Consider the following 13686-nt stretch of genomic DNA (forward strand, 5'->3'; position numbering starts at 1 on the left):
CACGAGCACTACCATTCCGGGATCGGGCTGCACACGCCCTTCACCGTCCACACCGGGACTGCGCACGCGATCCAGCACAAGCGGGCCGAAGCGATCGAGGCGTTCCGCGCGGCCAACCCGCAGCGGTTCACCCGCCGGCCCACCCTGCCAGGCCTTCCCGAGGCCGCGTGGATCAACGAGCCAGACGAACTGGAGACCGCACCCGCCGCGCGTCAGGGCTCTGACCTGCGCGAAGCGGCCTGACGATCGCTCGCCCCTGTCCGATTCGACTTGACACACTCCGAAGCGGTCCGGTGGTTCGCCGCCGAGCACCTGCTGGTGGGCGGTCGGCCGTTTGACATCGACGTTCGCTACGACACCGACGCTGACAAGAGCGCTGACATGGTCACGTTCGAGCCCGTGCGCGACTGGGAGCTGGTCGCCCGCGTGCACATCCGGTCCTGGCTGGTGCGGCTGCGCCGCCGCGGCCACAAGGACTCCTACCTCAACAACCAGTTCCGCTGCCTGCAGCAGTTCTTCAAGTGGCTGGCCGATGAGGAGGACGTCCCGAACCCCATGCGCAAGCTCAAGCCGCCGACGGTCGTTCCCGAACCGGTGCCGGTGTTCGAGAAGGATGCCACCAAGCGGATCCTGGAGATGCCGGGAAGCCGTGGTGCGCGGGGGAAGACGTGCAAGGTCCGCGACACCGCGATCATCATGCTGCTGCGCGACACCGGGATGCGCCGCCAGGAGCTGGCCGGACTGACGGTGGACGACGTGTCGGTGGTGGACCGCCGAGCGCTGGTCACCGGCAAGGGCGGCAAGCGGCGGTTCGTGAAGTTCACCTTCGAGACAGCCAAGGCCCTGGACCGCTACCTGCGCCAGCGCGCCAAGCGCTCCCACGCTCACCTGCCGCACCTGTGGCTGTCGCAGAAGGGCGGGGCGCTCTCGGCGTCGGGGATCTACCAGATGGTGCGCCGCCGCACGGAGCGCGCTGGCGTGGAGGGCGCGTACCTGCACCGGTACCGCCACGACTTCTCCCACCGCTACCTGGACAACGGCGGCTCCGAGGGTGACCTGATGGAGCTCAACGGGTGGGACTCGCGCCAGATGCTGCGCCGCTACGGCCGGATCATGTGCGGAGCCGCGTGACCGCGAGAAAACTGGCAACGGTTGGGTCAACGCGGCCGGTGGGTGGCTGACAGCGAAGGTCTGTCAGCCACCAGGGAGGCTGTCATCCCTGGTCAGAGCGCCTCCTGATGGGGCTGTGTGCTGATTAGAGGGATATAAGGCCCGTGGCTGGAGTGATGACCTGTCCACGGGCCAGGGCTGAACGAAGAGCTAGTTGGGGAGTGGAGTCGGGAGCGTGAACGTTGACTCTTCTTCGCCCTTAGCAGTTGCGATACGACTGCGCAACTGCTCAACGTCGTTGGCTGGCATCTTGTTGCTGACGACGAGGTAGGTCAACAGGTCGGCAGCGAGGTTGTAATTCTCCTTCTTAGTCAAGATGTTGTGAGCAGAGTTAATCAGTACGTCACGCCATAGCGGGCTCGTGATCTTCCAATCGACCTGGTAAAGGCGATCGACAGCGTCCTGGAGAGCGAGACGGGGGTCCCTGTTCAGGGTCTGGGACAGCGCCTGGAACAGCACGATGTGGGTAGCGGGCTTGAACAGCAGTCCGTAGTCAGCGTCCTTGGCTCGTAGCTCGGGGAGCACCTTGGTGTTATCCCGTCCGTACTTGAGCTTGGGCATGCTATCCAGGATGGTCGTCCACCAACCTTGGACCCGCTCATATCCCTCGTCCAGCTTGTCTTGATCAGGGCGTACGTGCGTCTTCTTCTCGCTCAGTTCGTCTGCGAGTTTGTAGTGCTCACATGTGATACGGACGGTCTCGTAGAGAGCGCTGAGGGTGGTGAGCTGAACACTACGATCAGCGATCGTTGTGTTCTTGTAGTTGACGAGCGACTCCCCTTTGTGGTTTTTGCCTGCCAGTGGCCCGTTGCCATCGGTCAGGAGGCGGGTGAGGATGGAGAATCCATCGTCTTCGCTGGTGAGGATGTCGTCCCCACGGCTGGTCTTCTTCGCATACCGGTTGACCTTGTTGAAGATCTTCCTGGTGTGCTGCGTGCTGATGCGCGGGACGATGATGACTGTCACCTCGTCGTTGGCAACCTTCTTGGCTTCCTTCCCCTCGACCTTCCGAGAGATGACTACCTCCCGCAGGGCAGCGAACCGATGCTGGCCGTCGAGGATGATCCGGTCGCCGCTGTCAATGGTCAGGAAGCCGAAGGAGTCTCTCGCCATTGCGGTCTTGTATGCCTTGGGCAGGCTTTGGGCCACGTCAGCGAAAGACTCAAATTCCGGTTCCTCGTCGGCGTCCAACAGCAGGATGAGAGCACCGAAGAAGCGGTCAGGAGAGCTGGCGAGATAGGGGGCAATCTCGGTTAGCACGCGTGTGTCGTTGAGCTCGCGCTGGAGCCTTTCGGTCAGACCGCTGGTGGCCCATTCTTCCTGTTCACTCGCTGGACGGGCAACCTGAACGAGGTCGCTCACCTTCATGGTGGTCACGTAGTACGGCGTGGATCCCATCCTGGCTCGGATCGCTGTGTGCACGGTTGCCATGACGCCTCCCTCTTGTCTGAGCCAACAACGTACATGTTTGCGCAAACTGTATGCAAGCGATTGGTCCTTGTTTTTGCAAACATGCAGCTCACTGTCCGGGTGAAGGGTGCTCTGGAACCTTGACGCGATCACGACCATGGCTTCGTGCGCCCGGCGGAGCCACCACCGGATGCATGTGCGGATCCGCGTGACCGCGAAGAAACCGGCAACGTTTGGGTCAACGCGGCCGGTGGGTGGCTGACAGCGAAGGTCTGTCAGCCACCGGAGAGGCTGTCATTCCTGGTCAGGGTGCTGTTCAGGGTTGGTGATCGAGACGCCCATCCCCTCCGCGGTCGTGGCTGACGGCCATGTGTGAGTGGTGGGTCAGGGGCCAGTGAGACCCTCGTTCGCTCCCTGCGCGCTGACGGTCAGACCGCTGCCAGCCCAGTGTCAGCCGCGCCTTCTTGGGTCGGTCGGGTCATCACCGATCGACGACGGGGAGACCCACCATGTGTCACGACCCACTGCGCGCGGCCGAGCGCGAGTTCCTGCGCCTGGAGTTGGACACCGACGACCTGCTGCGCGAGCTGGCACCGTTCACCGACGCCCGCCCAGACACCCTGCTTGAGTTGCGCGAACTCCTACTGTCGGGCTCGCTGGCCCGCCAGGTACGCGACGGTGTCTGGCGATTGGTGATCGAGTCGGCACGCGTGCGCGAGGAGTGGATGGTGGCCGCCATCGGCCTGGCGATGCCCGCGCTCCGGGCGTGCGCGGCGCGGATGTGCGCGGGCCTCGACGTGCGAGCCGCCGAGGACGTCCAGGAGGAGGTCTTGGCCGGGTTCATCGCCACCGTTCACGAGGTGGACACCTCCTGGCACCGACTCCCGTGGGTGCTGCGCTGCCGCGCCAGCCGCTGGGGGCTTCGGGCGCGTAAGGAGGCGCTGGCTGTGCCGACCGCAGTGGCCGAGCCGCTCGTCAACAGGCCTGTTCCGACCGGGAACCCGGACCTGGTGCTGCAGGACGCGGTCCGCCAAGGCGTGATCACCGCGACGGATGCCGATCTCATCGGCCGCACCCGGCTGGACCGGGTGTCGCTGACGGACGTGGCCCGAGAACGCGGAACCGCCTACTGGAAGATCGCCAAACGCCGGTCGCGCGCGGAACGGCGGCTCGCGGACGCGGTGCGATCGGGCCTGGTCACCGCACGCCTGTCCGCCCTGTCAGCGGCCTGACCGCTTGAGGACCGGGTCAAGGATCGCTGACACCGAGTCCAATCCCGCCTCTCGTGGTGGCTCTGTTCCGAGGTAGGAGAGCCGACCACGGGGGGCGACATGGCGACTCCACACGAACGCCGACCACGGCGCGGGCGCTGCTCACCGAGGCCCTGGATCTGTGTGCCGGGGACCGCGCTGACCCTTGTCCTCGGGCTCGCCGAACCCGCACTCGCGGACGATGCGTGGCTGTTCGCCTACCAGCTCAACGACGTCATCCTGCGCCTCACACGGCTGTGTCAGACTGTCGCGGGGTCGGTGGCGACGCTGTTCATCATCGTCGCGGGCCTGCGCTGGATGCTGGCCGGCGGCGACCCCAACGAGATCGACAAGGCCAAGCGGGGGTTCGCCGGAGCGGCCGTGGGCTACGTCGTGGTGTTCGCGGGCGAGGTCCTGCTCTTCGCCCTCGACTACCTGAGCAAGTACGAGTCGCCATGAGGACGGCACCGACCGATCCCGACACGGGTGACGCTGAGCCCGAACCCGGAGGCTTGGAGCTGGCGAGCCCGAGCCTGGAGGAGGAGTACGCCGACGTCTTCGACTGCGGCGCTCTCGAGGTCTCCTGCCACATCACCCAGTGGTTCCACGGCCTGGTCCTCGGCATCCTCGAACCGCTCTTCGGCTGGATCGCCGGAACGCTGTTCACCACCCCCGGCCCCACCGACGGCATCACCGGCGTGTGGGAAGGCGTTTCCGCCACGGTCAACACCGCCTACGCCCTGCTGATCATCGCGGCGGGGTTCATGATCATGGCCCACCACGGACTCTAGGCGCAGTACTCGGCGCGGGAGGTCCTGCCGCGCCTCGTGGTCGGGTTCGTCGCCTCGAACGTCTCGCTGAACGTTGTCGGACTCGCGGCACACGTCTCGACCTCCGTCGCCCAGGCCATCACGGCGGACGGCATCACCAACGAGGTGGCGGCGCAGCACCTCAGCGAGCGAACGGTGCTGTTCCTGGGTGAGGACGCGGCGATCGTCGTGCTCTTCCTCCTGGTGTTCGTCGTCCTGATGATCCTGTGGGTGATCGTGGAGATCGTCCGCATCGTCATCGTGATCCTGCTGATGGTCGGCGGACCGGCGATGCTCATGTTCCACGGGCTCCCACAGACCAACCGCGCCGCACAGATGTGGTGGCGCGCCCTGGGCGCGGTCTGCCTCGTCCCGGTCGCCCAGGCCCTCGCCTTCGTGGCGCTCATGCGCGTGTTCTTCGAAGGCGACGCCCGCGCGATGTTCGGCGCCGCGCAGGTCGTCCGTGGAGACGTCAACCTCTTCGACCTGTTCCTCCTCCTGGTGCTCGTCTACGTGCAGATCCGCATCCCCGTGTGGGCGTACCGGGCGGTGTGGTCGGGACCTTCCGGCCGATCCCCCGCGGCTGGCGTGGCCAAGGCCCTGACCTGGGCTGTGGTTCTGGCAGCCGCCTCGGCCGCGACCGGCGGGGGAGCGGCGACCGCAGGCGCCGTGGGCGGGAGAAAGGGCGCTCTGCTGAGGGTCGGACACCAGGGAATCCGCAGGATTCGCGAGAACCGCACCACCGCACCCACAGCCACGACGCCCCTGCCCCGACGCGCGCGCAACTGGCGCTTCGGTACGCCAGGCACCCGCCCCACGAACACGTCGCAGGTGCGTCGGCACCCAGCCCGGAGCGGAGGTAGCGGCACGCTGTCGTCCACCCATCCGAACGTTCCGGGAACGCGCGCCCCCAGATACGCCTCCTCCGCGCCCGAATCTCGACGTTCCTCGACGCCGCCCACCGGACGTCCATCCGGTTCACAGCGACACCCCAGGGAACGGAAGCCGAACCCCACCCACACGCCACCGGACCGCGCTACCAGGCCCAGCGATCCCCGCCCCCGCATGGATCCCCAGCCGCGCCCGATCCCGCGTCAGGACAGGGCTCCCGCTCGCCCTCCGGCTCCACGGTCTCCCGACCCGGGGGTGTGGGCGAAGCGGGCCGTCCAGCCCCGCCCATGGCATCGCAAGCCCCGCCCGCCCTGGCGCTGGAACCTGCGACGGGACTGAGAACCACCACGGAAAGGCGGATCCATGGACCAGGACGTCTCCACCTGGCACGCACGCATCCCGGCCGACATCGACCGACCCGAACCCGTCCTGTGGAACCTCACCGCCCGGCAACTGCTGGTCGTCACACCCGCCGGACTGACGGCGTGGGCCCTGTTCTCGTTGCTCCTGGGCCACCTGCCCGTGTGGCTGCTGATCATCATCGCGGCCGTGCTCCTCGCGCTCGGATGGGTGCTCGCGTGCGGTCGTAAGGACGGGATCGGACTCGACCACATGGCCTGGCTGGCAGCGCGGTGGAAGATCCAACCCAAACACCGCCACCCCGCCCCTCCAGCAGTGGACGACTCCGGAGTCATCGACCTCGACGGCCGCTGCGCCGTACTCCTGGAGTGCGACAGCGCCCCCTTCCACCTGCCCTCAGGCGAGGAACAGGACCAGATGCTCGCGACCTTCGCGGCCTTCCTGGACTCGCTCACCTCACCCGCGCAGATCATCGTCCAGCGCCGACGCATGGACCTGACACCGCACCTGGACCGCCTTCGCACGGGGATCCCCGAACTGCCCGTGGCACTGCGCCGCGCCGCCCGCGCCCACGCCACCTTCCTCGACGGCCTCCAGCACCACCACGAGCTGATCAGCCACCGCGTCCTGCTGGCCCTGACCGAGGACGGACCCCCGGACACTGCGGGCGAGGCACTCCTGCGTCGGGCCGAGGACGCCGTCTCCCAGCTCGGCGCTTTGGACGTGCGCGCCCGCGTCTGCGACGGCGACAGCGCCGACCAGATCATCCACACCTCCCTCCTCCCACACACCACCACCGCCACCACCGACGAGGAGGACCACGCATGACACGCCCACCGCACATCCGCCTGCACCCGCGCCACCTGGACGCGAACGGATGGCTTGCCCAGACCATGGTCGTAACCGGCTACCCGCACGACGTGCGAGCCGGATGGGCCGACCCGCTCCTGACCTTCCCCGGCCGAATCGACGTCTCCTGTCACGTCGTCCCCGTCCCCGGGCAGCTCGCTGCCGGGCGCCTCCGCCGTCGCCGCGCCCGCCTGGAATCGGCATGGCGCACCGACGCCACCCACGGACGTCTCTCGGACCCCCAACGCGCCGCGGCCACCGAGGACGCCGCCGACCTCGCCGACCGGGTGGCTGTCGGCGACACCCGACTGTTCAAGCTGGCCGTGTACATCACCGTGCACGCCCACACGGCCGAGGACCTGAACGCCGAACTGGACCGCCTGCGCGCCCTGGCCGGATCGATCCTCGTCGACCTGTCACCGGCCACCTACCGCTCATGGGAGGGATCGCGCTCGACCCTCCCACTCGGCACTGACACGTTGCGCATGGGTCGGACCGTGGACACCGAGGCCATCGCCGCCCTCATGCCCTTCGCCGGGGCGGACCTGTCCGCCGAAGCCGGGCGCACCGCCGTCGTCTACGGAGAGAACGCGCACACGGGTGGGCTGGTGCTCTGGGACCGGTTCCACGGCGGGCTCGACAACAGCAACGCCATCATCCTGGCCCGCAGTGGAGCCGGGAAGTCCTACCTCGCCAAGGCCGAACTCCTCCGCTCCCTGTACGCGGGCGTCCAGGTCAGCGTCATCGACCCCACCGACGAATACGCACACCTGGCCGAGGTCCTGGGCGGCAACCGCATCCAGCTCGGACTCGAACACGGGCGGCTCAACCCCTTCGACCTCCCAGACGGTGGGGAGCAGGCGCTGACCATCCGGGTGCTGTTCCTGCACACCCTGGTCGCCGCCATGGTCGGTGGCCTGAACGCCGCCGAGATCGCCGCCCTGGACGAAGCGATCCTCACCACCTACGCCGAGCGCGGCATCACCCGCGACCCCACAACCTGGGAAAGTACGCCACCGGTTCTAGCCGACCTGGTCACCGCACTGCGCACCGCAGACTCCGCGACCGACCATGCCGCCACCGCGCGCTCCCTGGCCGACCGGCTCGCACCGTTCACCCACGGCTCCCGCCGGTCGCTGTTCGACGGACCCACCACCGTCCGGCTCACCGGTCATCTCACCGTCGTGTCCCTGCGCCACCTGCCCGAGGAACTCAAGACCGTCGGCCTCCTGCTGATCCTGGATGCCCTGTGGCGCCAGATCAGCACTCCCGGCCAACGACGCCCCCGGCTGATCACCATCGACGAGGGATGGACCCTCCTGCGCGACCCCGTCGGCGCCCGCTACCTGTTCAACCTCGCCAAGAACGCCCGCCGCCACTGGGCCGGACTCACCCTCGTCACCCAGGACGTGGCCGACCTGCTCGCCACCGACCTCGGCCGATCCGTCGCCGCCAACGCCGCCACGCAGATCCTGCTCCGCCAGGCACCGCAGAACCTCGACGCCGTGTGCGAGTCCTTCCACCTCTCCCACGGAGAACGCCGCATCGTCGCCACCGCCGAACGCGGCAGCGCGCTCCTGGCCGCCGGGCGACACCGCGCGGTGTTCCGCACGATCGCCTCACCCGTCGAGCACCGGCTTCTCACCACCGACCCAGCCGAGCTCGCCCACCTGGAGGGCTGATGATCACCGCCAACCTGGCCCTGTGGACCACCGCCGCCGGAGCCGGGGTCCTGCTGTGGATCAGCTCGGTGTTCGTCCTGCGTTGGGTCCGGCACGTCTACCTGTCCCGAGACGCGCACGTTCTGGAGATCCACGCACCGCCGCAGAGCACCGTCGACCACGCCACGGCCTTCTGGACCCACACCCTGGGATTGCTGCGGCCACGATGGACTCGCCGATTCCTCGCACCCCACCTGGCGTGGGAGTACATCGCCACCGTCTCCGGCGTGCGCATCCAGGTTTGGATCCCCGGCCCCGTCAACCCCCGTACCGTCCAACGCGCCGTCACCTCCGCCTGGCCCGGTGCCACCACCCGACTCGCACCAGCCACACCCGCGATCCCGCACGGACAGCACACCCGCGGCCACTGGCTCCGTACTGCCCGAGCCGACCACTACCCGCTGCGCACCACGTTCGCCAACGATCCCCTCCGCGGACTGTTCGGCGAACTCGCCAACCTCGGACCCGGTCAACAGGCGCTCGTCCGCGTCTGCGCCCGCCCGGCCAGCCCACACCGAGCCTCGCTCGCCCGCGCCGCCGCCGCACGCCTCCGCGGTCAGCACACACCGTTCCGCCCATGGCAACCATCACCGAGGCACAGCCAGCGCATCGACACACTGCCCGGAATCAGCGACGATGTTCGCGCCATCCTCACCAAGGCGTCCTCGCCCCGCTTCACCTGCCAGATCAGCGTCGCGGTCACCACCGAACACCCCAGCCGCCAAGCCGAACAGCGCGCGCGAGCCCGATCCCGGAACATCTCCGCGACCCTGGCCGCCTACACCTCCGGCCTCAACGCGCTCCGCCGCACCCCCATGCCCTTCCCTGGCCTGTGGCTCCGGTACCGCTACCTGGCCCGCGGCTACCTGCTCAGCACCACCGAACTCGCCGCCATCGCCCACCTGCCCACCGACCCGGCCGTCCCCGGCCTTGTCCGTGCCAGCGCCCGCCGCGTCGCACCCAGCCCCGACGTGCCCCACACCGGCCGCGTCCTCGGCCACACCGACGCCGGACCCCGCCGCCCCATCGCCACCACCTTCGCCGACGCCCGCCAGCACATCCACATCCTCGGCAAGACCGGCTCCGGCAAGTCCACCCTGCTCACCCACATGATCCGCCAGGACGCCGAAGCCGGACGCAGTGCCCTGGTCATCGAACCCCGCGGCGACCTCATCCTCGACGTCCTGGACCGGCTCCCTGCACGCGCGATCGGCAACACGGTGCTCTTTGACCCCGCCGATCCGGCACCACCGCCCCGGATCAACCTGCTTCAGATCGGCACCCCTGCTCACGCCGCCGACACCGTCACCGGCATCTTCCGCACCATCTATGCCGACTCCTGGGGGCCGCGCACCGACGACATCCTCCGCGCCAGCACCCTCACCCTCGCCGCCACCCGCGACGTCAACCTGACACTGGGCGACATCCCCCGCCTGCTCGCCGACGACCCGTGGCGCACCGGGCTGCTCGCCCAACTCCACCCGACCGGAGCCCTGCGCGACTTCTGGCGCTGGTACTCCACCCAGTCCCCGCAGATGCGCGCCGCTGCTACCGACCCGCTGCTCAATAAGCTCCGCACCATCCTGCTGCGCCCCTGGGCTGCCGCCGTCCTGGCTTCCGGGGCTTCCACGATCGACCTGCCCCACCTGCTCGACCACGGCGGGCTGGTCCTCATGCGCTTGCCCAAGGGACACCTCGGCGAGGACACCGCCAGCCTCCTCGGCACGATCACCCTGGCCGCCACCTGGCACGCCATCACCGCGCGCGCCGCGGTCCCCGAACACCTGTGTGTACCTGGACGAAGCCGCCAACTTCCTCCGGCTCCCCGGATCCTTGGCCGACATGCTCGCCGAGGCCCGCGGCTACTGCGCCGCGATGGTCCTGGCTCACCAGGAACTCCACCAGCTTCCACCCGCCACACGCTCGGCGGTGGATGCCCACACCCGCACGAAGGTCTTCTTCAACCTCGCACCGGACGACGCCACCCGGCTCGAGCGGCACACCCTGCCGCACCTGAACGCCTACGACCTGGCCCACCTCGGTTCCTACCAGGCCGCCGTCCGCACCATCCACGACGCCGCCGAACTCCCCGCGGCGACCCTGCGCACCCAGCCACCCACCGAACCCATCCCGTACCGAGCCGAGCACATCCGCAGAGGTGCCCGACGATTCGCACCCACCAGGACCCCAGACCCACGCGACCAGGAGGACCACCGTTGAGCACGCTCGAATTCACCGAACGCGACATGCGCATCCTCAGCACCGTCCGAACCCACCGCGTGCTGACTACACCGCAGGTCGGCGAACTGTTCTTCTCCGGTCGCCATTCACGGCTCGCCCAACGCCGCCTCCGCACGCTCGAGGCGGCGGGCGTGATCGACCACTTCCTCCCGCCCCACGCAGACGGGCGAGACGGGCGGGCCCCCTACCACTGGGTTCTCGCAGATAAGGGCGCCCAGGTCCTTGCCGCGCTTCAGGGCCTCACCCCGCAGGAGCTCGGCCACAGACCGGCCGCGCAACGAGCACTCCAACTGAACAGCCACCTCGGACACATCACCGGACTGGCCGAGACCTACGTGCGCTTCTTCGCCAGCGCCCGCGCCACCCCAAGTGCTCAGCTCCAGCGCTGGTGGCCCGAAGCCCGCTGCCGAGCAACCTGGGGCCACCATGTCCGCCCGGACGCCTACCTGCGCTGGCGCCAGGACGGCGTCACGGTGGACGCCTTCATCGAGTACGACACCGGCAGCGAACCGCTCACCCGCGCCATCGCGAAGACCGATCGCTACCGCGCCTTGGCCGAGGAAACCGAACATCGCACACCCGTGCTGTTCATCGTCACCGGACCCAAGCGTCTCACCAACATCTGCCGGTCCCTGGCCGCACCGGATCCATGGGTGCCCGTCCACGTGACCACGATCGACCAACTCACCCGCCCCGACCCCGCACGCCCCATCTGGCGCCAGGTCGGGGACACGACCTGTTCCGTGCGTGCACTCGTCGACCTGGCCTGAACCCCAGCCGCCGTGCTCAAGATTGCGTCCGGCATCGCGGGCGGCCTCTTCCTGCTCGTGGCCGTCATCGGAGCCGTGGGGATGGGGGACGAGGAACGCGAACGCATCGAGAACGCATGGCTCTGATCGGGGCAGGTTCCCGGCATCCACCCGGTCCTGCTCGACGCGTACGTGCGCGCTGCCGAGCGCCTCGAAGAGCTCCACCCGAACTGCACCGGCATGACCTGGGCCATTCTCGCGGGCATCGGCCGCGAGGAGTCCGACCACGCGTCAGGCAGCCAGATCGCATCGAACGGCGACACCGCCCCACCCGTCGTCGGCCCGATCCTGAACGGCTCCGGTGTCGGTAACAACCAGACTCCGCACCACGACACCGACGACGGCCGGTGGGACGGCGACGCCACCTACGACGCCGCCGTCGGAGTCACCCAGCTCCTCCCCGCCTGGTGGGCGGGCCGCGGAGTTGACGCCAACGCCGACGGGGAAGCCGACCCGCACAACGTCTTCGACGCCACCGCCTCGACCGCCGTCGAGCTGTGCACCAGCCACCCGAACGACTCGGTGGACTTCACCGACCACGAACAACTCCGCGCAGCCCTGTTCCGCTACAACCCCTGGGACGTCTACGTCGACAACGTCCTGTCCCACATCGACGAGTACTCCGCGATGAACCTCAGCGACGCCGGATCGCATGCGGTGCTCGCCGGGGGAAGCGAACAGGGGCGCATAGCAGTCGAGTGGGCTCTGAACCAGGTCGGCAAGCCCTACCTGTGGGGTGGCGAAGGCCCACACGCCTTCGACTGTTCTGGGCTGACCATGATGGCCTGGCGTGCTGCCGGAGTGTCGATTCCGCGCGTGACCACCGATCAGGTCCACGTCGGGACCCCGGTCACCCTCGACGCCCTCGCCCCCGGTGACCTGCTCTTCTACGACACCGGTTCTGGCGCGCCGCCGTCCCACGTGACCATGTACGTCGGCGATGGCCAGATGGTCAACGCCCCGCGTACCGGCACGACCATCCGCGTCGAACCCGTCACTGGCCCGCGTACTACTCTGCCCGCTTCATGTCTGCTACCCGTCCACTCTGAACCCATCAACGAATTCTCCTCAACTACCGAACCGCTGATACCTACTGTGCGAGGATGACTCCGAAGCAGAGACACAGAGGCGATGTGCTCTGCGGAGGTAACTTGCGATCCTGATAGTGCATGGGATCATCGCAGGGCGTTTGCTTGAAAAAGAGAGGTGGGCAAGCGAGTCGTGGTCGGCACCGCTACTGACTGGGATAGCGAGCGGCGCCTGACTGCTATTGCGCGTCGGGCGCTTTCTGTTCCCGTCCGGACGGCACTGGCGGAAAGCCAAATCGAAGCAGATACGACCGTCCTGGACTACGGGTGTGGTCGAGGTGATGACGTCAGGGCGCTCTCTGAACTGGGGGTGCGGGTCCGCGGTTGGGATCCGGTGTACTTTCCCCATGGTGAGCGTGACCCCTCAGACATCGTCTTGCTCACGTACGTGCTCAACGTGATCGAAGACTCCGAGGAACGGGACAGGACGCTACGTCAAGCATGGGATTTGACCAAACGTGTGCTCATCGTCTCCACGCGCTTGGATTGGGAGCGTCGACGTGTCGTTGGGGAAGAATTCAGTGATGGTGTGCTTACCTCGCGCAAGACATTCCAGCACCTGTTCGCCGTGCATGAGTTGCGCAGATATGTTCAGGAAATTACGAAGGTGCGGTGTGTTTCTGCTGCTCCGGGCATCATATATGCGTTCAGAAGTGACAGTGATCGTCTGGCTTATCTGGCACGACGCATCATCCCCGATGAGAACTGGCAGGAATCGCATGATCCCACGTCTGCCGTTGCTGCTATAGTCACTTTTGCTGAACAACGTGGCCGATCGCCTAAACCGGAAGAGATGCCCGCGCATATCCTCGATTCATTGGGGAATCTCAAAAACAAAGAGCTTCAGCGGCTGATCCGAGCGGCCGTAGATAACCAGCAGGTGCGAGAGGGTGCGAAGCGATCAACGCTGAATACCTTGCTGTTTCTTGCATTGGAACTCTTTAATGGACGTGGGCGATTCAGTAGTCTTCCTGTCGCTGTCCAGTTCGACATCCGCGCATTCTTCACCTCATACACGGAGGCCTGTACTCCAGTTGGACTTCTGGTTTGAACCGTGTTGATCACGTTCGCGGGAGTTCGGTGCCGTT

Annotated in this window: 11 protein-coding genes and 1 pseudogene; 11 read left to right on the forward strand and 1 reads right to left on the reverse strand. The window is 67.4% G+C overall.

All coding sequences use genetic code 11. The features are described from left to right. Both DVR05_RS25620 and DVR05_RS25625 read left to right on the forward strand, forming a co-directional pair. A pseudogene (locus DVR05_RS25620) lies at window positions 1–243 on the forward strand (hypothetical protein); the annotation flags it as partial. Between the two features lie 27 nt (window positions 244–270). Then, window positions 271–1131 carry a tyrosine-type recombinase/integrase gene (locus tag DVR05_RS25625; protein ID WP_116248485.1) on the forward strand — a complete coding sequence of 287 codons (861 nt, stop codon included), beginning with the start codon at window positions 271–273 and terminating at the stop codon, window positions 1129–1131. Between the two features lie 189 nt (window positions 1132–1320). Here the strand turns inward: DVR05_RS25625 and DVR05_RS25630 are convergent, their stop codons facing one another. Then, window positions 1321–2601 carry a DNA sulfur modification protein DndB gene (locus DVR05_RS25630; protein WP_157982556.1) on the reverse strand — a complete coding sequence of 427 codons (1281 nt, stop codon included), beginning with the start codon at window positions 2599–2601 and terminating at the stop codon, window positions 1321–1323. A gap of 488 nt (window positions 2602–3089) precedes the next feature. Between DVR05_RS25630 and DVR05_RS25635 the strand changes: the two genes are divergently transcribed. From DVR05_RS25635 to DVR05_RS25680, 9 genes are all read left to right on the forward strand, one after another. After that, complete coding sequence (locus tag DVR05_RS25635) at window positions 3090–3812, forward strand: hypothetical protein (protein WP_116248487.1); 723 nt, start codon at window positions 3090–3092, stop codon at window positions 3810–3812. 162 nt (window positions 3813–3974) lie between these two features. Beyond that, window positions 3975–4289 (forward strand): pilin, encoded by a 315-nt coding sequence (locus DVR05_RS25640; RefSeq protein WP_017601017.1) that lies wholly within the window; start codon window positions 3975–3977, stop codon window positions 4287–4289. Next, entirely contained in the window at window positions 4286–4621 is a 336-nt protein-coding gene (locus DVR05_RS25645) for a hypothetical protein (RefSeq protein WP_116248488.1), read from the forward strand. The genes DVR05_RS25640 and DVR05_RS25645 overlap by 4 nt, the downstream gene beginning before the upstream one ends. A gap of 36 nt (window positions 4622–4657) precedes the next feature. Continuing rightward, window positions 4658–5869 carry a hypothetical protein gene (locus DVR05_RS25650; RefSeq protein WP_116248489.1) on the forward strand — a complete coding sequence of 404 codons (1212 nt, stop codon included), beginning with the start codon at window positions 4658–4660 and terminating at the stop codon, window positions 5867–5869. Window positions 5870–5893: 24 nt separating this feature from the next. Next, window positions 5894–6718 (forward strand): PrgI family protein, encoded by an 825-nt coding sequence (locus DVR05_RS25655; protein WP_116248490.1) that lies wholly within the window; start codon window positions 5894–5896, stop codon window positions 6716–6718. Continuing rightward, complete coding sequence (locus tag DVR05_RS25660; protein ID WP_116248491.1) at window positions 6715–8421, forward strand: VirB4 family type IV secretion system protein; 1707 nt, start codon at window positions 6715–6717, stop codon at window positions 8419–8421. Before DVR05_RS25655 ends, DVR05_RS25660 begins: the two co-directional genes overlap by 4 nt. After that, window positions 8421–11471 carry a replication-relaxation family protein gene (locus DVR05_RS27855; RefSeq protein ID WP_304598604.1) on the forward strand — a complete coding sequence of 1017 codons (3051 nt, stop codon included), beginning with the start codon at window positions 8421–8423 and terminating at the stop codon, window positions 11469–11471. The genes DVR05_RS25660 and DVR05_RS27855 overlap by 1 nt, the downstream gene beginning before the upstream one ends. A gap of 219 nt (window positions 11472–11690) precedes the next feature. Then, window positions 11691–12617 (forward strand): NlpC/P60 family protein, encoded by a 927-nt coding sequence (locus tag DVR05_RS25675; RefSeq protein WP_232832335.1) that lies wholly within the window; start codon window positions 11691–11693, stop codon window positions 12615–12617. A 99-nt stretch (window positions 12618–12716) separates the two neighbouring features. Beyond that, window positions 12717–13649, forward strand: a complete 933-nt coding sequence (locus DVR05_RS25680; protein ID WP_198659359.1) for a DNA phosphorothioation-associated putative methyltransferase — start codon at window positions 12717–12719, stop codon at window positions 13647–13649. The last annotated feature ends 37 nt before the right edge of the window (window positions 13650–13686 follow it).

Origin of the sequence: Nocardiopsis sp. FIRDI 009, from assembly GCF_003386285.1 — a bacterium.
Lineage (GTDB): Bacteria > Actinomycetota > Actinomycetes > Streptosporangiales > Streptosporangiaceae > Nocardiopsis.

Excerpts from the sequence above, each read along its gene's own strand:
- DVR05_RS25630 (WP_157982556.1), bottom strand. The coding sequence starts at position 2,601 with ATGGCAACCGTGCACACAGCGATCCGAGCCAGGATGGGATCCACGCCG.
- DVR05_RS25635 (WP_116248487.1), top strand. The coding sequence starts at position 3,090 with ATGTGTCACGACCCACTGCGCGCGGCCGAGCGCGAGTTCCTGCGCCTG.
- DVR05_RS25645 (WP_116248488.1), top strand. The coding sequence starts at position 4,286 with ATGAGGACGGCACCGACCGATCCCGACACGGGTGACGCTGAGCCCGAA.
- DVR05_RS25655 (WP_116248490.1), top strand. The coding sequence starts at position 5,894 with ATGGACCAGGACGTCTCCACCTGGCACGCACGCATCCCGGCCGACATC.
- DVR05_RS25660 (WP_116248491.1), top strand. The coding sequence starts at position 6,715 with ATGACACGCCCACCGCACATCCGCCTGCACCCGCGCCACCTGGACGCG.
- DVR05_RS27855 (WP_304598604.1), top strand. The coding sequence starts at position 8,421 with ATGATCACCGCCAACCTGGCCCTGTGGACCACCGCCGCCGGAGCCGGG.
- DVR05_RS25675 (WP_232832335.1), top strand. The coding sequence starts at position 11,691 with ATGACCTGGGCCATTCTCGCGGGCATCGGCCGCGAGGAGTCCGACCAC.